Source organism: Campylobacter sp. CNRCH_2014_0184h (assembly GCF_025772985.1).
Classification (GTDB): Bacteria; Campylobacterota; Campylobacteria; order Campylobacterales; family Campylobacteraceae; genus Campylobacter_D.
The window spans coordinates 119,432-138,478 of sequence record NZ_JAKMTB010000002.1 but is presented as its reverse complement, the minus strand read 5'-3'; the positions used below and the strand labels follow the sequence as shown (position 1 = coordinate 138,478).

At 30.2% G+C, this 19,047-nt stretch carries 17 protein-coding genes and 1 pseudogene; 7 read left to right on the top strand and 11 right to left on the bottom strand.

The genetic code is table 11. The annotated features are described in order from the left end of the window. Position 1 precedes the first annotated feature (1 nt). The 5 genes and pseudogenes from L8X36_RS02715 to dcd all read right to left on the bottom strand — a co-directional run bounded on the left by L8X36_RS02715 (position 2) and on the right by dcd (position 4,789). Positions 2 to 784 (bottom strand): AAC(3) family N-acetyltransferase, encoded by a 783-nt coding sequence (locus L8X36_RS02715; RefSeq protein ID WP_263682402.1) that lies wholly within the window; start codon positions 782 to 784, stop codon positions 2 to 4. After that, positions 781 to 2,039: pseudogene (locus L8X36_RS02710) on the bottom strand (DUF4910 domain-containing protein). The gene L8X36_RS02715 and the pseudogene L8X36_RS02710 overlap by 4 nt, the downstream one beginning before the upstream one ends. Positions 2,040 to 2,043: 4 nt before the next feature. Next, entirely contained in the window at positions 2,044 to 3,174 is a 1,131-nt protein-coding gene (gene pseC / locus L8X36_RS02705; RefSeq protein WP_263682401.1) for a UDP-4-amino-4,6-dideoxy-N-acetyl-beta-L-altrosamine transaminase, read from the bottom strand. Beyond that, positions 3,171 to 4,178, bottom strand: a complete 1,008-nt coding sequence (gene pseB / locus L8X36_RS02700) for a UDP-N-acetylglucosamine 4,6-dehydratase (inverting) (protein WP_263682400.1) — start codon at positions 4,176 to 4,178, stop codon at positions 3,171 to 3,173. Before pseB ends, pseC begins: the two co-directional genes overlap by 4 nt. 50 nt (positions 4,179 to 4,228) lie before the next feature. After that, the gene (gene dcd, locus L8X36_RS02695; RefSeq protein WP_012661997.1) at positions 4,229 to 4,789 is read right to left on the bottom strand and encodes a dCTP deaminase; all 561 of its coding nucleotides are present in this window, start codon (positions 4,787 to 4,789) and stop codon (positions 4,229 to 4,231) included. 130 nt (positions 4,790 to 4,919) lie between these two features. Here dcd and accB point away from each other — a divergent pair, with 130 nt between their 5' ends. Together accB and L8X36_RS02685 are read left to right on the top strand one after the other, a co-directional pair. Further along, positions 4,920 to 5,369: an acetyl-CoA carboxylase biotin carboxyl carrier protein gene (gene accB, locus L8X36_RS02690; RefSeq protein WP_039626958.1), complete on the top strand. Its 450-nt coding sequence runs from the start codon at positions 4,920 to 4,922 to the stop codon at positions 5,367 to 5,369. 1 nt (position 5,370) lies between these two features. Next, positions 5,371 to 6,702 carry an acetyl-CoA carboxylase biotin carboxylase subunit gene (locus L8X36_RS02685; RefSeq protein WP_087685488.1) on the top strand — a complete coding sequence of 444 codons (1,332 nt, stop codon included), beginning with the start codon at positions 5,371 to 5,373 and terminating at the stop codon, positions 6,700 to 6,702. Between the two features lie 18 nt (positions 6,703 to 6,720). Here the strand turns inward: L8X36_RS02685 and L8X36_RS02680 are convergent, their stop codons facing one another. Continuing rightward, the gene (locus L8X36_RS02680) at positions 6,721 to 7,548 is read right to left on the bottom strand and encodes a peptidylprolyl isomerase (RefSeq protein ID WP_263682399.1); all 828 of its coding nucleotides are present in this window, start codon (positions 7,546 to 7,548) and stop codon (positions 6,721 to 6,723) included. Positions 7,549 to 7,612: 64 nt separating this feature from the next. Between L8X36_RS02680 and gltX the strand changes: the two genes are divergently transcribed. From gltX to gdhA, 4 genes are all read left to right on the top strand, one after another. Then, positions 7,613 to 9,004 carry a glutamate--tRNA ligase gene (gltX, locus tag L8X36_RS02675; protein WP_263682398.1) on the top strand — a complete coding sequence of 464 codons (1,392 nt, stop codon included), beginning with the start codon at positions 7,613 to 7,615 and terminating at the stop codon, positions 9,002 to 9,004. Further along, complete coding sequence (locus L8X36_RS02670) at positions 9,004 to 10,239, top strand: malic enzyme-like NAD(P)-binding protein (RefSeq protein WP_263682397.1); 1,236 nt, start codon at positions 9,004 to 9,006, stop codon at positions 10,237 to 10,239. The genes gltX and L8X36_RS02670 overlap by 1 nt, the downstream gene beginning before the upstream one ends. 248 nt (positions 10,240 to 10,487) lie before the next feature. Further along, complete coding sequence (locus L8X36_RS02665) at positions 10,488 to 11,153, top strand: MqnA/MqnD/SBP family protein (protein ID WP_263682396.1); 666 nt, start codon at positions 10,488 to 10,490, stop codon at positions 11,151 to 11,153. Between the two features lie 12 nt (positions 11,154 to 11,165). Continuing rightward, positions 11,166 to 12,533, top strand: coding sequence for an NADP-specific glutamate dehydrogenase (gene gdhA, locus L8X36_RS02660; protein ID WP_263663405.1), 1,368 nt, complete (start codon positions 11,166 to 11,168; stop codon positions 12,531 to 12,533). Between the two features lie 22 nt (positions 12,534 to 12,555). Here the strand turns inward: gdhA and L8X36_RS02655 are convergent, their stop codons facing one another. From L8X36_RS02655 to selA, 4 genes are read right to left on the bottom strand one after another with little or no spacing between them, the layout of a single operon-like run. Next, on the bottom strand, positions 12,556 to 13,083 hold the full coding sequence (locus L8X36_RS02655) for a hypothetical protein (protein ID WP_126341070.1): 528 nt from the start codon (positions 13,081 to 13,083) through the stop codon (positions 12,556 to 12,558). Continuing rightward, a complete protein-coding gene (locus L8X36_RS02650) occupies positions 13,070 to 13,783 on the bottom strand; it encodes a thioredoxin fold domain-containing protein (RefSeq protein WP_074692860.1) in 714 nt (237 codons plus the stop codon). The genes L8X36_RS02655 and L8X36_RS02650 overlap by 14 nt, the downstream gene beginning before the upstream one ends. Before the next feature lie 51 nt (positions 13,784 to 13,834). Continuing rightward, the gene (gene selB / locus L8X36_RS02645) at positions 13,835 to 15,640 is read right to left on the bottom strand and encodes a selenocysteine-specific translation elongation factor (protein WP_263682395.1); all 1,806 of its coding nucleotides are present in this window, start codon (positions 15,638 to 15,640) and stop codon (positions 13,835 to 13,837) included. Next, complete coding sequence (selA, locus tag L8X36_RS02640; protein WP_263682394.1) at positions 15,633 to 16,964, bottom strand: L-seryl-tRNA(Sec) selenium transferase; 1,332 nt, start codon at positions 16,962 to 16,964, stop codon at positions 15,633 to 15,635. The genes selB and selA overlap by 8 nt, the downstream gene beginning before the upstream one ends. 88 nt (positions 16,965 to 17,052) lie before the next feature. Here selA and L8X36_RS02635 point away from each other — a divergent pair, with 88 nt between their 5' ends. Next, positions 17,053 to 18,705, top strand: a complete 1,653-nt coding sequence (locus tag L8X36_RS02635) for a 4Fe-4S dicluster domain-containing protein (RefSeq protein ID WP_263682393.1) — start codon at positions 17,053 to 17,055, stop codon at positions 18,703 to 18,705. Positions 18,706 to 18,715: 10 nt separating this feature from the next. Here L8X36_RS02635 and L8X36_RS02630 read toward each other — a convergent pair whose 3' ends face one another. After that, positions 18,716 to 19,030: a DMT family transporter gene (locus tag L8X36_RS02630; protein WP_147574684.1), complete on the bottom strand. Its 315-nt coding sequence runs from the start codon at positions 19,028 to 19,030 to the stop codon at positions 18,716 to 18,718. Between the last annotated feature and the right edge of the window lie 17 nt (positions 19,031 to 19,047).

Below are 19,047 nucleotides of genomic sequence, written 5' to 3'. Positions count from 1 at the left end.
ATTAATCCTGCAATATAAAAATATTTTTATCTTCATCAAGAGCATTTTTTATCGCTTCTTTATATTCTTTTGTATGAAATAAACATATAGTTGCACCACCAAAATTTTCGTATATAAAATTTTTTGTTTTTTTAGTAATATAGTTTATATTATCGACATTTGGTAAAGATTTTTTATCTAAATGTCTAACATAAAATTTTATTTTTTTATCATGCATTCTGTTTTGCTCATCTATTATTTTTCCGTAAAAATCTTTAAAATATCTGTAATCTACTTGATATTCTTCTTCGATATAATGAGTTAGAGTGTGTCCTGTAGTGCTTCCAAAAAGTATATATTTCCCACCTTCTTGTGTTAAAACATCATATACACAATTTTCTCCAAAACAACTTGTAGTGTCTTTTAAAAACAATTCTTCTTTAGCTCCTTTTATAACAAAAGAAAATATAGGATCATTGGTGCGTTTTACTCCTACTTGTTTGCGAAAATATTCATTTAAAGCACCCATTTTTGTAGGAGAATTTAATTTATCATAAACTTCATTTTTGCAAAAACTATAGGTAAATGTAGGCATGATTAAAGTACCTTCTTTATCTATAACTTCAAAAAAACAATCTAATATAGTTTGTAAAAATTCATTTCTAGGAAGTAAGGGTGTGCCAAAATTAAAAAGTTCAGTATGTACACACAAAATATCGCCTTTTTTGATGCCAAGTTTTTTAAAAGCTTCTATTAAGTCAATATTAGAGTATTTTTTATCATTATGTTCTAAGAAATATTTCATTTTATTAATCCGTGAAATTTTAATTTTTCTATTAAATCTTTTAATTTATAAGCTTGTATATTTAGTTTTGAGGCTATATCTAAAACATCATTCTTTCCATCACAATATGCTAAAAAATTACATGATATTGGTATATCATTGGTTGAAGAAGTATTGATAGTATGATATAAATCTCTTTTGCCTAAATTGGGTTCACAAAATACGGTATTTTGATAATTTTCATTTACTTCTAAATTCATGATGATTTCTTGCATGGCTTTTAAGCCACCTTGCAAGCCTTCTTCGTTTATAAAGCTTAGATCATCTTTGCTTGTGTGATATTGTTTATAATCACCAAATCTACTTCTACATATACAAACAACGGGTAAATTTACTAAAGGCGAGCAATATTGCCTCTCATCAGATCCTCTATCTAAGAAGTTAAATTCTTTAAAATTTTGTTTATTTTTCAAAGTATGTAAAGCAACTTTATCAGCTAAGGTATTTTCATATGGAGAATGTACTAAAGAATAAGCATTATCATCACCTATACAAGATAGTACAAAGCCAGCTTTTGTATATTTTTGCAAATGTTTTAAATGTTTGTTTATATAAACTATACTTCCTATGGTTTCAGGAATTATTACAAAACGATAATTGTATTTTCTTTCTTTTTGACTTAATAGCCATTTAGCTAAAAATGTAGCTACTATTGGCCCACTTAATTCGTTATTTGCCATAGATGGATGACAAAGATAAGCAGAGATTAAAATTTCGTCTTTACAATTTTGAGTACTTGGTATTATAAAATCAGCATAATTTAAAACACCATCAAAATGTTTTGCATCTATAAATACTTTATAATTACCATTTTTTAATTTTTTTCTATCTTTGTGTTTTATGCAAAATCCCCAGCATCTTTTATAATAGCTAGTTACATAAGGTATGGCATCTTCATAATCTTCTATAGAATATAAATGATTTTGTAATTCCTGCAAAGAAATTTCAGTATCAATGCCTTCACTATAATTTAATACATGTAAATTATTTTGCTTAAAATCGCAAATTTTCTCTCCATCTGGAGTGATGATATAAGCATCGTTTATCTCCCATTCAGCAGGTACTTCCCAGTCAAATACCTTACTTCCGCTTGCTATAGAGTGAATTTTAATATACCCCCCCCCATAGCTTCATCAAGTATTTTCAAGCTTTGTCTAAAGCCTTTCCCAGTGATACTTCTACATATAGGAAAAAGCTCACAAGCTAGCTCATACATACTTTTACTCACAACAAGCCTTTTTAGTTTCTTCTAAAATCTTAAATAAACTATCTTTAATAAATTGTGCTTCTTCTAAACTCATTTCTTGATGAGCAGGTATGCTAAGTTCAGCTTTATAAAAATTATCCGCATTTTCTAAAAATAAATTTCCATATAAATTTTTATAAAAACTAAATTCATAAGTAGGCTTATAATGCACCTGTACGCCTATGCCTAAATTTAATAATTTTTCAAAAATAATCTCTTTTTGGCAATAAAATTCAGGAAAAAGCAAAATAGGGTATAAATGTCTTGAGCTTTTTTTATAATCTTTGATTTTTATAGTGCTAAAATAAGGATTTTTTTCAAATTCTTTATCATAAAAACTTGTGATGAATTCTCTTTTTTCTAGCATATTATCAAGTTTTTTAAGTTGATTTATACCCAAAGCACAAGCTACATCACTTAAACGATAATTATAACCTAGTTCAATCATATCACTATCCCAAAGTCTTTTTTTGACTATGCCGTGACTTCTTAAAAGCTTGATTTTTGAGATTAATTCCTTATCATTGCTAACGACTGCACCACCCTCAAAGGTTGTGATAGGTTTAACCGGATGAAAAGAAAATATGCTCAAATCTGCCATAGAACCTACTTTTTGATCTTTATAAATAGCACCTAGGGCATGACTTGCATCATCTATTAGTGGGATATTATATTGTTTGGCTAAGGCTAGGATTTCATCCATTTCTACACTATTTCCTGCAAAATCAACCACACAAATTGCCCCTATATTAGAGCTATCTTGGCTTAATCTTAAAGCAAGTTTTTTCTCATCAATATTTCCATCACTTTTTACATCTATAAACTCAATCCTAGCACCTGCCATTAAAGCAGCATTTGCAGTTGCAGCAAAGGTAATGGGAGTTGTTAAGACAATTTTATCTTTTACATTTAAAGATAAATACGCAAGGTGCAAAGCAGAAGTAGCTGAATTTAACACACAAGCATATTTTACACCCACATATTCACAAAGGGCTTGTTCAAATTCTTCAACCTTTTTTCCACCGGTTAAAAAATCATCTTTTAAAGCTTCGCAAACTACTTGTATGTCTTGTTCGTCGATATTTTGATGAGAATAAGTTATCATTTTTCAAGCTCTGTATGATTTATTATATTTAAAAGCTCTTCTTGGCTAATCCATGATGGATTATTATCTGAACTATAAGAAAAACCATTAGAAACTTTTTTGCCCTTTTGCCCTTTTGCATTTATGCTAAAATCAATATTAATATTATTAAATTGAATACTTGGACTAATGGCATAATAATTTTCAAATTCATAAGTTAGATGACTATCATCACTTGAAATCATAATTTCATGTAGTTTTTCACCTGCTCTTATACCTATGATTTTATGAGCTAAATTAGGAGCCATAGTTTTAGCTAAATCTACAATTTTCATAGAAGGAATTTTTGGCACGAAAATTTCCCCTCCATGCATATAAGCAAAATTATTCAGCACGAAATTAACCCCATCTTCTAAAGATATCCAAAATCTTGTCATTCTCTCATCTGTGATAGGAAGTTCTTTAGCGCCTTCATTGATTAGCTTTTTAAAAAATGGTATAACAGAGCCTCTTGAGCCCACTACATTGCCATATCTTGTAACGCTAAATTTGGTATGAGAATTTCCTGCGATGTTATTTGCTGCTACAAAAAGCTTATCGCTTGCAAGCTTTGTAGCTCCGTATAAATTAATAGGATTGCATGCTTTATCGGTTGAAAGGGCGATACATTTTTCTACATTATTTTCTAAACACGCATCGATTACATTTTGTGCTCCATGGATATTAGTTTTTATACATTCCATTGGATTATATTCTGCAATTGGCACATGTTTCATAGCAGCTGCATGAATGACAAAGTCAACATCTTTCATTGCTATATTTAATCTTTCTTTATCTCTTACATCGCCTATAAAATAACGCATACAATTATCATTAAATTCTCTTGCCATTTCAAATTGTTTGAGTTCATCGCGTGAATAAATGATGATTTTTTTAGGTTTGTATTTTTGAAGTAAAGTTTTAGTATAAGTTTTTCCAAAACTTCCTGTACCACCGGTGATTAAAATGCTTTTTCCATTAAACATATTTATTTTCCTATTGCTTGACTAATTTTTTATATCGGCTGAAAATAAAATTATTTTAAAATTCTTGGTAAGGTTATGCCTGTTTGGGCTTGGTATTTGCCTTTTTTATCAGCATATGTTACATCACAAGGCTCATCTCCTTGTAAAAATAAAACTTGAGCTATACCTTCATTAGCATAAATTTTAGCAGGTAGGGGGGTTGTGTTTGAAATTTCTATAGTGATATGTCCTTCAAAACCTGGCTCAAAAGGAGTTACATTTACTATAATGCCACATCTTGCATAAGTGCTTTTGCCAAGACAAATCGCTAAAACATCATTTGGCATTTTAAAATACTCAACCGTTCTTGCAAGCGCGAAAGAATTTGCAGGTACTATACATACATCACCTACAAAATCTACTACATTTTCTTCTACAAAATTTTTAGGATCTACAACAGTGGAATTTACATTAGTAAAAATCTTAAATTCTCTTCCAACTCTTATATCATATCCATAGCTTGAAAGCCCATAACTAACTATACCTTTACCTATATTTGCTTCACAAAATGGCTCTATCATATTGTGCTCTAATGCCATTTTTTTGATCCAATTATCTGCTTTTAAGCCCATTTTTGTCCTTTATAATTAAAGTGAATTTTTAAATTATATCTTAAAATAAAAGTAAAAAATAAATAATTGAAGTTATTTTTAGTATTTTTATATATAATTATAAATTAAGTCTTATAAATAAGGAGAATATATGACAAAAGAAGAAATCAAAGAACTAATGCAACTTTTTGCAGAAGCAAATATAAGCAAGATTAAAATAAAAGAACAAGACGGATTTGAAATAGAACTTGAAAGAGATATGTGTTGTGAATTACCAGCTCCAGCTCCTGTTGCTCCAGCTCCACAACCAATTAACGTAAATGTAGTTAATGAAACCAAAGCAAGCTCAAACTCTTCTAATAAACCAACTATCAACAGTCCTATGGTAGGTACTTTCTATCAAGCTCCAAGCCCAGGTGCAGCACCTTTTGCTAAAGCAGGACAAACTATTAAAAAAGGAAGTACTATAGCAATCATTGAAGCGATGAAAATCATGAATGAAATCGAAGCTGAATATGATTGTAGAATAGTAGAAGTTTTAGTTGCAGATGGTCAGCCTGTAGAATTTGGCATGCCTTTATTTGTGGTGGAGAAATTATAAAATGGAAATTAAAAAAGTTTTAATAGCAAATCGTGGAGAAATTGCATTAAGAGCTTTAAGAACTGTAAAAGAAATGGGAAAAAAAGCAATTTGTGTGTATTCTACTGCAGATAAAGATGCTTTGTATTTAAAATACGCTGATGCAAGTATTTGTATAGGAAATGCTAGAAGTTCAGAAAGTTATTTAAATATCCCAGCTATTATTAGTGCGGCTGAAATTAGCGAAGCGGATGCGATTTTTCCAGGATATGGATTTTTAAGTGAAAATCAAAATTTTGTTGAAATTTGTGCAAAACACAACATCAAATTCATAGGCCCTTCAGTAGCTGCTATGGCACTAATGAGTGATAAAAGTAAAGCAAAACAAGTAATGCAAAGAGCAGGCGTACCTGTAATCCCAGGAAGCGATGGAGCTTTAGGTGGGGTTGAAGCGGCAAAAAAACTTGCCAAAGAAATCGGCTATCCTGTGATTTTAAAAGCAGCAGCAGGCGGTGGTGGCCGTGGTATGCGTGTAGTTGAAGATGAAAAAGATTTGGAAAAAGCTTATTGGTCAGCAGAAAGTGAAGCTATGAGTGCTTTTGGTGATGGTACTATGTATATGGAAAAATACATCCAAAATCCACGTCATATAGAAGTACAAATCATAGGAGATAGCTTTGGTAACGTGATACATTTGGGTGAGAGAGATTGCTCTATGCAAAGACGCCATCAAAAGCTTATAGAAGAATCTCCTGCAATTTTACTAGATGAAAAAACAAGAGCAAGACTTCATGAAACAGCAGTTAAAGCTGCTAAGGCTATTGATTATGAGGGTGCGGGAACTTTTGAGTTTTTAGTGGATAAAAATTTAGATTTTTATTTTATCGAGATGAATACGCGCTTGCAAGTTGAGCATTGTGTGAGTGAGATGGTAAGTGGGGTAGATATTATCGAGCTTATGATTAAAGTAGCAGAAGGGTATCCTTTACCAAAGCAAGAAGAAATTAAACTTAAAGGCCATTCTATAGAATGTAGAATCACTGCTGAAGATTCCAAAACTTTCTTACCTTGCCCAGGTAAAATCACAAAATACGTAGCTCCAGCAGGACGCAATGTAAGAATGGAAAGTCATTGTTATCAAGATTATAGCGTGCCTCCTTATTATGATTCTATGATTGGAAAATTAGTTGTTTGGGGAGAAGATAGGAACACAGCTATTTCTAAAATGAAAATAGCCTTGCAAGAGCTTATTGTAGGTGGGATAAAAACAACAAAAGATTTTCATTTAGCGATGATGGATAATGCAGATTTTATCAATAATAATTATGATACAAATTATCTTTCAAGACATTAATTTAAGATAGGTTTTAACCTATCTTAATTCTTCTATATGAGCATTTGCTCTTATTTTATCAAGATGATTTTTTAAGGCTTGTTCTTTTTGAGTTAGAGTATAGACATTGCTAACTTGATCTTTGATTAAGTCAAATTCGATAGGATTTTTACCATATTTTTCTTTTACAAAATATACTATATAAGCATTTTCACCATTTAATACTGGAGTAAATTCTCCTATTTTTGTATTGTTTAATAAAGCAAGTAATCTTGGATCTAAACTAGCTGCGTTTAAACTAATGGCTTTTGATTTAATTTGAGAATTTTTATACATAGGATTTTGTGCAAGCTGTTGTAAAAGTTCAGGATTAGTAGAATTATAAACAACTAAGTCTATATTTGAAAAAGTGCTAAATTTATCAAGATTGCTTTCATAAAAATGTTTTAGTGTTTCATCATCGATATTGATTTTTGCATTTTGCATTATGCTTCTATAAAGCTTTTCTCTTTCAAGATCTTTTCTAACCTTATTTTTAAAAACTTCAAAACTTAAACCATCTTTTTCTATCTTTGATTGCAAACCATTAATGTCGGTTTTATTGCCTTTTGCTATTTGGGCTAATTTTTCATTAAGCTCAAAAGTACTTACATAAATTCCTAACTTTTTAGCTTCACTTTGTTGAACTTTATCATCTACTAAAAATGCTATAGCCTTTTGTTTATCATTAGTTTTTAATTCTTTCATGGTTTGTTCTATATCATAAAGAGTAATAGGTTGATTTTCTACTACCATTGCTACGCCACCAAGGGTTTGAGCATATAAAATATTTGCAGCAAAACAACAAGATATTAAAAATTTTCTCATATAAAACCTTTATTTAAGTGTAAATATAGCATTATAACAATAAAAATTTAAAAAAGGTAAAAATATGCAAGAAATCACAACGCGTTTTGCTCCTTCTCCAACAGGATATTTGCACATAGGAGGGCTTAGAACGGCTTTATATAATTATCTTTATGCAAGAAAAAATAAGGGTAAATTTTTATTGCGTATTGAAGATACGGATTTAAAAAGAAATTCACAAGAAGCTACACAAGCTATTATAGAAGCATTTAAATGGTGTGGGCTTGATTATGATGGGACGATTGAGTATCAATCCCAAAGATTTGAAATTTATAAAAAATACATTCAAAAATTATTAGATGAGGGTAAGGCTTATTATTGTTATATGAGCAAAGAAGAGCTTGATGAGTTAAGAGCTAAGCAAGAGGCAGCCAAAGAGCGCCCAAAATACGATGGTAGATATAGAGATTTTAAAGGAACTCCCCCAAGTGGTATTGAGCCTGTGGTGCGTATAAAAGCACCACAAAGTGGAGAGATTAAATTTATAGATGGTATTAAAGGCGAGGTTAGTTTTAAGGCTGAAGATATTTTAGATGATTTTGTAATTGCAAGAAGCGATGGCAGCCCAATTTATAATTTAACTGTTGTAATTGATGATGCGCTAATGGGTGTGAGTGATGTTATAAGAGGGGATGATCATTTATCAAATACCCCAAAACAAATCGTTCTTTATGAGGCACTAGGCTTTAAAATTCCTAAATTTTATCATGTGGCTATGATACATGGTGAAGATGGTAAAAAACTTTCTAAGCGTCATGGAGCAACTGATGTGATGGAGTATAAAAATATGGGGATTTTACCTCAAGCCCTGCTAAATTTCTTAGTGCGTCTTGGTTGGAGTCATGGCGATGATGAGATTTTTTCTTTAGAAAGCATGCAAGAGCTTTTTGATCCAAATCATATTAATAAAAGTGCTTCTTGCTATAATTTTAAAAAGCTAGAATGGCTTAATGCTCATTATATTAAAACTTTACCTTTTGAAGAAATCAATAGACAATTAAAAGATTTAGGTTTTGATTTAAGTCAGTATGAAAAAGCGGGATTTTTACTAGATATGTTAAGAGAGAGAGCTAAAACCTTGCATGATATCATTAATGGGGCTAAAGTGTTACTAAATGACCCAAAAGAATACGATCAAAAGGCTGTAGATAAATTTCTTAATGTAACAAATTTAACTTATTTGGAAAAATACGCTATGGTTTTAAATGAGCAAAAAAATGCTTGCGAATTTGAAGAATTAACTAATCAATTCTTAGAAGAAAATAATCTTAAGTTAAAAGATCTAGCTCAAGCCATACGCATTGCACTCACTGGAATCTCGGTAAGTCCTAGTATATTTGAAGTATTAGAATTTTTAGGAGTGCAAAAAGCTAAGCTTAGAATAGAAAATTTACTAACTTACATGAAGGGGAAATAATGAATTTAAAAGAAGAGGCTTTAGAATACCACTTAGGGGGTAAAGTAGATATTGTTGCTAGAAAGCCTATGGATAGTGCGCATGATTTATCTTTAGCTTATTCTCCAGGGGTTGCTGAACCTTGTGTTGAGATAGCAAAAGATGAAACTTTGGCTTATAAATACACTAATAAAGCTAATTTAGTTGCCATAGTAAGTGATGGTAGTGCGGTTTTGGGACTTGGCAATATAGGAGCAAGTGCAAGTAAGCCTGTGATGGAAGGAAAGGCTTGTTTGTTTAAAAAATTTGCTAATGTTAATGCTTATGATTTAGAAATTAATGCTCATAGTGTAGATGAAATTGTTACCTTTTGTAAAGCTATAGCACCTACTTTTGGAGGGATTAATTTAGAAGATATATCTGCGCCAAAATGCTTTGAAATAGAAGCTGCTTTACAAGATCTTGGAATTCCTGTAATGCATGATGATCAACACGGTACAGCGATCATTTCTACAGCAGGATTAATGAATGCTATGGAAATTAGTGGTAAAAAATTTGAAGATATTAAAGTAGTAGTAAGTGGTGCAGGTGCAGCGGGTATTGCAAGTGCTAAAATGTATAGAAATTTAGGGGTTAAAAATATCGTTTTAGTAGATAGCAAAGGTGTGATTAATACTCAAAGAGATGATTTAAATAAATACAAACTAGAATTTGTGAGCGATACTAAAGATAGCACTTTAAGAGAGGCTTTAAAGGGTGCTGATGTGTTTTTGGGTTTGAGTGCACCTAAGATTTTAGATGATGAGATGATTTTAAGTATGGCTAAAGATCCTGTGATTTTTGCATTAGCTAATCCTGTGCCTGAAGTAATGCCTGAAGATGTTAAAAGGGTTAGAAATGATGCTATAGTTGGAACAGGTAGAAGTGATTATCCAAATCAAATTAACAATGTTTTAGGTTTTCCTTTTATTTTTAGAGGAGCCTTAGATGTAAAAGCGACTAAAATCACTGAAAATATGAAAGTAGCTGCTGCTAAAGCTTTGGCTGATTTAGCTAAGCTTGAGGTAACTGATGAGGTAAAACAAGCTTATGGAGTAGAAGAGCTTAGCTTTGGTAGAGATTATGTGATACCAAAACCATTTGATAGCAGGGTAAAAGCTGTAGTTAGTGCTGCTGTGGCAAAAGCTGCAGTTGAAGATGGAGTGGCTTTAGTAAAAGAATTTGACTATCAAAAATATCTAGTAAGCTTACAATAGTTTTTATAGATTAAGTTTTATTTAAAATATTTTTTTGAATAAAACTTAATTTTTATTTTCAATCTTTCAATTTGACTTTTCTATTATTTTAATTTTTTACTTAATAATCTAAGATTACAAAATAATTTTTTACAATAAATGTTAAATTTTGATATAAATTTTAGTATTGATTATATTTTTAATTAAATTAATTTATATTTAAGATATTTTTTTATAGGATACTAATACTTAATCATAGAAAGGCTAAGATGGTTTTTGGAAAGATAGATTATCTTAATTTACTCCCTTTGCATATCTATCTTAAAAAAACAGCTTTTCCTAGCTATGTTAAGCAAACTACAGAATACAAAAAAGGGGTTCCTAGTAAGCTAAATCGCCATTTGTATTTTAGACGCATTGACGCAGCGATTATTTCAAGTATTGAAAGTCGTAGAAAAAAATACAAAACCTTAAATGTGGGAATTTGCGCAAGCAAAAAGGTAAAAAGCGTTTTAGTAAAAAAACATTCTCAAAGCAAAGAAGATGCAAGTTCTGCAACTTCTAATGCTCTTGCAAAAGTTTTAAAGCAAAAAGGGGAGGTTATCATCGGTGATAAGGCTTTAAAACTTTATTTGCAAAATCCAAAAGATTATATTGATTTGTGTGAATTATGGTATAAAAAGACAAAACTTCCTTTTGTTTTTGCACGTTTTTCTTGTGTTAAAAATTTTTCTATTTATAAAAAAATGATGAAAAATTTCACAAAAAGTAAAATTTTCATCCCACAATATATTTTGCTAGATTATTCTAAATCAAGAAATCTTTCTCAAAAGGAAATTAGCGCATACTTAAAGCTAATTTATTACAAAATAGGAACAAAGGAGCAAATGGCGCTAAAAAAATTTTTAGCTAAAACAAACAGCAAGATACTATAAAAAGGACAATTTATGAGTATGGCTAAACAATATATCAACGAAACTTTAGAAAAAATTCAAACAATTTCCCCAAGACAACCTATCTTTTTTCAAGCAGCAACTGAGGTATTAAATTCTTTAGAACCTTTACTTGAATCTAACAAAACTTATCAAGATCATGCAATATTAGAGCGTATTGTAATGCCTGAAAAAACAACTATATTTAGAGTTGTATATATCAATGATGCAGGTAAAGCTCAAACACATTTTGGCTATAGAGTGCAGTTTAATTCTAGTTTAGGTCCTTATAAAGGTGGACTTAGATTTCATCCTAGTGTAAATTTGGATGTTTTAAAATTTTTAGGTTTTGAGCAAATTTTTAAAAATTCTTTAACAGGGTTGATGATAGGCGGTGCTAAAGGTGGAGCAAATTTTGACCCTAAGGGTAAAAGTGAAGCAGAAATTATGCGTTTTTGTCAAGCTTTTATGGCTGAACTTTCAAAAATCATAGGTGCAAGCACTGATGTGCCAGCGGGTGATATAGGGGTTGGTGCTAGGGAAATTGGATATATGTTTGGAGCTTATAAGAAAATTAGCTCTAATTTTGATGGAACTTTAACGGGAAAGAAAATTCCATGGGGTGGAAGTTTAGCAAGAACAGAAGCAACAGGATATGGCTGCGTGTATTTTACTCAAGAAATGCTAGCAAAATATAGCAATGCATTAGAAGGAAAAGAGTGTGCAGTCTCAGGTAGTGGAAATGTGGCAATTTATACCATAGAAAAATTACACCAACTTGGCGCAAAAGCAATCACAATAAGCGATAGTGATGGATTTGTTTATGATAAAGATGGAATAGATTTAGATTTATTAAAAGAAATTAAAGAAGTAAAAAGAGCTAGAGTGAGTGATTATGCAGCGCTTAAAAAAGGTGCAATTTTTACTCCAAAAAGTGCGTATAAACAAGGTTGTAATGGAGTATGGAGTATACCTTGTGATATAGCTTTTCCAAGTGCTACGCAAAATGAGTTAAATTTAGAAGATATTAAAACCTTATATCACAATGGTTGTCGTATGGTAGCAGAGGGAGCTAATATGCCAAGCACACTTGAAGCGATTGATTTTATGCTAAATCAAAAAGACTTTTTATTTGCTCCAGCTAAGGCTGCAAATGCAGGCGGGGTAGCGACTTCTCAACTTGAAATGCAACAAAACGCAAGTATGTGTCAATGGAGTTTTGATGAAGTTGATGCAAAATTGCATAAGATTATGAAAAATATTTTTGAAAACTCATACGAGTGTGCAAAAGCTTATAATCATGAAGGAAATTTAGTAGTAGGTTCAAACATAGCAGGCTTTAAAAAAGTAGCTGATGCGATGATTGATCATGGTTATATTTAAAAAGATGGCTTAAATGCCATCTTTAATGCATATAAAAAAAGCTTGTTATTTGATTAGCAATTTTTTCTTCTAAAGATTCTTTGGCTCTATCTATATTGCTAAGATAAGCAGTTCTTGCTAAAAGCGAGGTGCTTTGAGTAGAGTTTTTGGAGCTAATTTGTAAATTAACTTGCAAAAGATAATAATTTTCTACTTCCATTTCAAAAACATCATCTATTTTATCAAAGTCATTATAAAAAAATCTCGCATTAGAAGCAATTAGTCTTTGTGCGTAAGAAAATTTCTTAAAATCTACTATATTGAGATAGATTTTATAATCACTTTGAGTATTATCTAAAACCAATCCCAAATTTTGTAATTTTTGAGTGAGTTTGGCTTCTAAATTTGTGTTTAATTTTGAAGGATTATTGATGTGTAAAGAAAAACTTTGATTTTTATTAGCATGTAGGAAAATACCCTCATTATTTGTTTGGATAAAAGTTTGCATAGGGCCTGTGCAAGCACTTAAAAACAGTGCAAGCACAAGCAAGAAAAGATTATTTTTGAGCATCGATTATGGTTGGTACGGCACGAAGACCAAGTTTAGAGTATTTTGCAAAAGTTTCTCTTACTGCTTTAACTTCAGCTTCACTAGGCTTTTTATAATCTTTTATATCTTTATCATAGTATTTTTTCATGATAGCGATTTTTTGTGCATCATCTTTAGCATTTTTGCTTTCTTTATAGATTAATGCAGATTTTTCAAATGCGCTTGTATCATGGATAGGGGTTAAGATAAATTTAACTTGATGAGTTTTTAGTGTTTCTTCTATTTTATCTAAATGCATTCTACAGTATGGACATTCAGGATCGCTAAAAACATAAAGCAAAGGTTTATTTTTATCACCTAAAGAAACAAACATTTTTTCTTTTTTAAGTTCTACTAGAGCTTTTTTTGAAAATTCAGCTTGTTGTTTTTCCATGAGTTTTGCTTGATAAACTTGAGAATAAAACTCACCTTTTTTTACATCAATTACTTCGGTTGTGATGATATTATCTTGAGTGAAAACGATTTCTTGGAAATTTTTACCACTAATTTCAAAATTAACTATCACGGCTTCAAAGTTAGTATCAGGAATTTTTTCTCTACTAGAAACACTAATATTTGCATTTGATAAATTTGGATTTTTCTTAAAAAAATTAATAATTTCTTCATTACTTGCAGCAAATAAAGAGCTAGCAAGAGTCAAAAGAGCTAGAGATTTTTTCATTTTTTTCCTTTAATTTAAATTTTTATCATTATAAAATGTAAATTTTAACACTTAGACTTTTAGCATTCTTTTTTCCTCGATTTTTATCACTTGAGGATAGTTTTTATCAAGGTATTCTAAGTAAGCTATGGCGTATTTTCTTGAAATTTGAAAATGATTTTTTACAAAAGCGACATCTAAATGATAATTTTGTAAAAGCTTTAAAAACTCTTGCATTAGATTTTCAAGGGCATTTTTTTCTATAAAAAGATTATGCGCTAATCTTTTGACTTTGTTTTCTTTGGTGAGTTTTTTTAAGATAAGATCTCCATTTTTCCTATCAAGCTCTAAATATTCATAAAGATTGTAAGGTGCGGTAGGTTTTATACCTTCTTTTTTTAAAATTTCATAAAGCTCACAATGAGCCTTTTCTTGCAATTTTTCAAAATTTTGTCCTTTTAAAAACCATATGCCGTCTTTAAAATCTAATTTTTCTTGCATTTGCTTGAGTACATAAGCACAAAAGCTCTCACTCGCCCAGCTAAGCCTTAAGGCGATAGAATGAGGCGAGATTAAAGCATAAGGATTTTTAGAGAAAATAAAATCAATAAATTCTTTCAAAGTTTGCATAGCATTTAAATCATATACATTTAAAGCCTGCTCATCAACAAAAACATGATCTAAGCTTTTTGCTAAGTTTAAAGCTTGTTCATGAGTGAGTTTAAAGCGTTGATAGCTTGAAAGCAAGCCAAAGCCAAGTTTGTGAGTTTGTTTTAAAAACTCAAATACTTTTTTAAAATCTTTTTGTTCTAAAAGTGTTAAATACTTAGCTTTTATATCTTTTTTTAAAGGCTCGCTTACCGCATTTAACACCACGCCACCACTTTTAATACGCCCATTTTCAAGCAAGATAAATTTATCATCAAAACACAAAGGTAGGCTTTTATCAAACTCTAAGCTAATATAAGTTTTATCTTCAAATTCTTTGATTACACTAATTTTTGCATTAAGCTTTTTTGAGCCACTACAAAATTCTAAAATGCTTCCGTGTTTAATCTCTGTATTAAAAACAACCCCATCGATACTTTTAAAGCTTTTAAAAACACCTTTTTTACTTAATACATAGCCTTTTTTTAACTCATGATAATCACAATTTAAACTCAAAGCAACTCTATTATAAGCTTTTGCTTCTAAAACATTTTCTTCATGAATTTGTATATTTTTTACAATGATATCTTTTTGATTTTCAAGGCAAAATATTTTTTCATTTTTGCTGATTTTTCCTTCATTTAAGTTTCCTGTTACTACCGTTCCTATACCTTTTAGAGAAAAAACTCTATCAATGTAGTATCTAAAAATCAAATTTTCATCATTTTCTTTAGGCTTTAAACTAAGCAGATAGTTTTTTAAATTTAATATACTTTGCTCATCATAAATACTAGTTGGAAAAACTTTTAAGATATTGATTTTAAAAGCTTTTAATTCTTTTAAAAGCTCTGCTTGCTTTTGCGATAAATCCTTGCATAAATCAACCTTACTCAAAATAAGCACCACATCTTTTACGCCTAAAAATTCCAAAACCCTTAAATGCTCTATACTTTGAGCCTTTAAACCCTCATTTATATCTATGACAAACATACATACTCTAAAGCCAAAAGCACCACTTATCATAGTTTTAATTAAACTTTCATGTCCAGGCACATCAATAAAAGCAATATTTAAATTTTCACTTTTTAAATTTGAAAAGCTAAGATTAATCGTAATGCCTTTTTCTTGCTCTTCTTTTAAATTATCACCTTCAAAACCATTTAAAGCTTTAATAAGTGAAGTTTTACCATGATCAATATGTCCAGCAGTGCCTATGATAATACTATGCATGAAATACCTCTTTGATAGCGTGGATTAAACGGTTTAAATCTTTTTCTAAAATACTTCTAAAATCTAGCACAACATACCCATTTTCAACACGGCCAATCACACCTTTTTTTCTAAATTTTTCTTGTAAAAGCAAAGCTTTTTCATTAAAACTTAGCACAAAAGTATCTAAACTTTTATCAGGCATAGAGCCACCGCCTACTAAACTTTTAGAAGTTTTTAATTCACATTTTATAGGAATTTTTTCTTTGACAAAAAGAGCCTTTTTTTCTATGGTTTTTAAATCATCATTTAAAAGTTTTAGTGTGGGGATTTTTTCATATTCTTTTTCTAGGTATGCTTTGGTAGTTTCATTTAAAAAAGCTAAAGTGATTTTATCAACCCTTAGCATTCTTAGAAGTTGATTTTTCTTTAGTTGTTGAATGTATTTTTTCTTTCCAAGTATAATGCCTGCTTGAGTAGAACCAAAAAGCTTGTCACCACTAAAACTTAAAATATCACAATGTTTTAAAAGCTCTTTTACACTTGGCTCATTTTTACTAAGTTGTTTATTAATCTTTTCACACCAGCCAGCACCCAAATCATAATAAGATATGAGTTTTTTCTTTTTTGTCAAAGCATGAATTTCATCTAAACTTACTTCTTCAAAAAATCCTTTAAAAGCAAAATTAGAACGATGAGTTTTTAAAATCATCTTAGTATTTTCATTGATAGCTTTTTCATAATCATATAAATGAGTTTTATTAGTCGTGCCTATTTCTTTTAGCTTAACACCAGCTGCTAGCATAACTTCAGGAATTCTAAAATTTCCTCCAATCTCAACCAGCTCACTTCTTGAAGTAATAACTTCTTTATTTTTTGCTAAGGTGTTTAAGATCAAAAATACAGCCGAAGCGTTATTATTAACAACCAAGCAATCTTCACAATCAAATAATATTTTTAAATTCGCACTAAGTGCGTCATACCTTGAGCCTCTTTTGCCACTTTGCATGTTAAACTCTAAATTTGAATAAGAGCAGATGATTTCTTTAGTTCTTTCAAAAATACTCTCATCAATAATGCTACGACCAAGATTGGTATGTATGATAACTCCAGTAGCATTGATCAAACTTTGACTTTGCATATTTAAAAACTTATCAATGCTTTGAGTAATTTTACTTAGTAAATCTTGCAAGCTAAAATTTAAATTTTCATTTTTACTTAGTTCTTTTTTACAATTTGAAACAACTATTTTTGCAAAATGAGATCTTAAATACAAAGGGTAATTAGCCAAGTTTTCATCGTTTATAAGTGCGTTTATGGGAGGAAAATTTCTAAATTTGTTCATCTTAAACCTTAAGAATAAATTAGTAAAATTATAACTTTTTTATAATGAAATTTATATAATAAGATTAAAAAATTTAAAAGAGAGTGTTATGAAAGATTTTGTATTTTTAGAAAATGAAGATTTAATTCCCCTAAGTGATAATATTAGCATAGTTCAAAAAGCCTGTAATGAAGAAGTTTTTATAGGAAATTCAAAGCTTTTAAACCCTGAAGTTTATGCGCCTGAGATTAATTTTTATCTTAAAAATTCACAAGATGATGTGCTTAAAAAAGCCAAAACTATTGAGTCCTTATATAAGATTAGATCTAAAGTTTATGATTTGGGACTTGATTTAGAATACACCAAAGAAGTGGGTAAAAATGTAATTATTGTAAGCAATGAGGATCAAAATGAGCTTATAGAAAGTTTAAAAAAACAAGAATACAAGGTTTTAAAACTAAGTAATGAGCAATGCTTGGGTGTTTTAGGTTGCGTGGGCGAGCTTTGCGTGATAGCTTTAAAAGATAATGAGCAAGTAGAGATTGATTGTGATTTTTTCTTATATGATGTAAAAAAAGAAAGTTTTGATCAACAAAGCGGTTGTTATGATTTAACTACTTTAGGTCAAGAAGAACTTATAAAACTTTTAAATTCTAATTCTCCAAAATATAAATTTAGAAATTATATTAGTTATGATGATAGCATTTGTCAATACTATGAAAGAAGAAGTATTCATTGTGGAAAATGTGCTGAAATTTGTCCTAGTGTGGCTATTTTAAAAGATGATGAGCAAAGAAAATTAGAATTTTCTCATGTGGATTGTTTAAGCTGTGGTGATTGTGTAGGAATTTGTCCTAGTGGGGCACTTGATTATGCACCTATGCCACGCAATAGCTTTTATGAAATTTTAAAATTTTATGAAGATAAAATTATTTTAATCATCCCTGAAAAAATGTCTATAGAAAATTTAAATATCACTTTAAAAGAAGATGTAATGCCTTTTATGATTAAAGGTGAAAACTATCTTGATCAAGCACATTTTTTAGCTATGCTTCAAACAAGTGGTGCGAGTGTGGTTTTTTATAGCGATGGCTTATCACAAGGTGCTTTAGAAGTGATAGCTTTGATGAATGAAATTTTTCAAAGAAAATTTAAACAAAATGCAATTTTTCTAGCTAAAGATGAAAAAGAACTTTTGGAGGCTATAAATCAAGCACATTTTATAGAAAATCTTAAATTTATATCTTATAATCCTGCGCTTTTAAAAAGAGAAGATTTTGCTATAAGATTAAGAGAGCTTATAAAGGAAGAAAATTTAGGCAATATCCCAAGTAAAGAATGGATACGCTATGGAAAAATCACTATCAATACAGATACCTGTACCTTATGTCTTTCTTGTGTGGGAGCTTGTAATGTAGGAGCTTTAGTGGCTGATGCTAAGGATAATTCTTTGAAATTTAATGCAAGCTTATGTACTACCTGTGGATATTGTGAGGCAAGTTGTGCTGAAAAAGATACTTTAATGCTTCAAAGAAGTGGGATAGATTTAGAAAAAGAGTATTTTTCTTTTATGGTTTTAGCTCAAGATGAACTTTTTGCTTGTGTAGAATGTGGGAAAGAATTTGCTACTAAAAAGGCCATTGAAAAAATCGCTAGCATTATGAAGCCAAGATTTATGGGTGATGAAGCTAAGATAAAAACACTATATTGCTGTGCTGAATGTAAAGCAAAAGTAATGATACAAAGTATGAATGTGCTTTAAGCCAAAAGGCTTAAGCACTAAGTTTTAATCCCACTACTCCAGTGATGATTAAAATAATAAAAATGATTTTATTAATGGTTATTGCTTCTTTAAAGATTAAAAATCCCACCACGCTAACAAGTGCCAAACCACAACCTGCCCAAGTTGCATAAGCTATGCTTAAATCAATTTTTTTCAAAGCATAAAACAAACCTGCTAAAGAAAATGAAAAAAACACCGCAAAAACGATTAAATAAAGATTATTTTTACTTATGCTTGCATACTTCATCGAGCTTGTTGCAATTACTTCAAAAATTATGCTAATTGCTAATACTAACCAATGCATTTTATATCCTTTTAAAT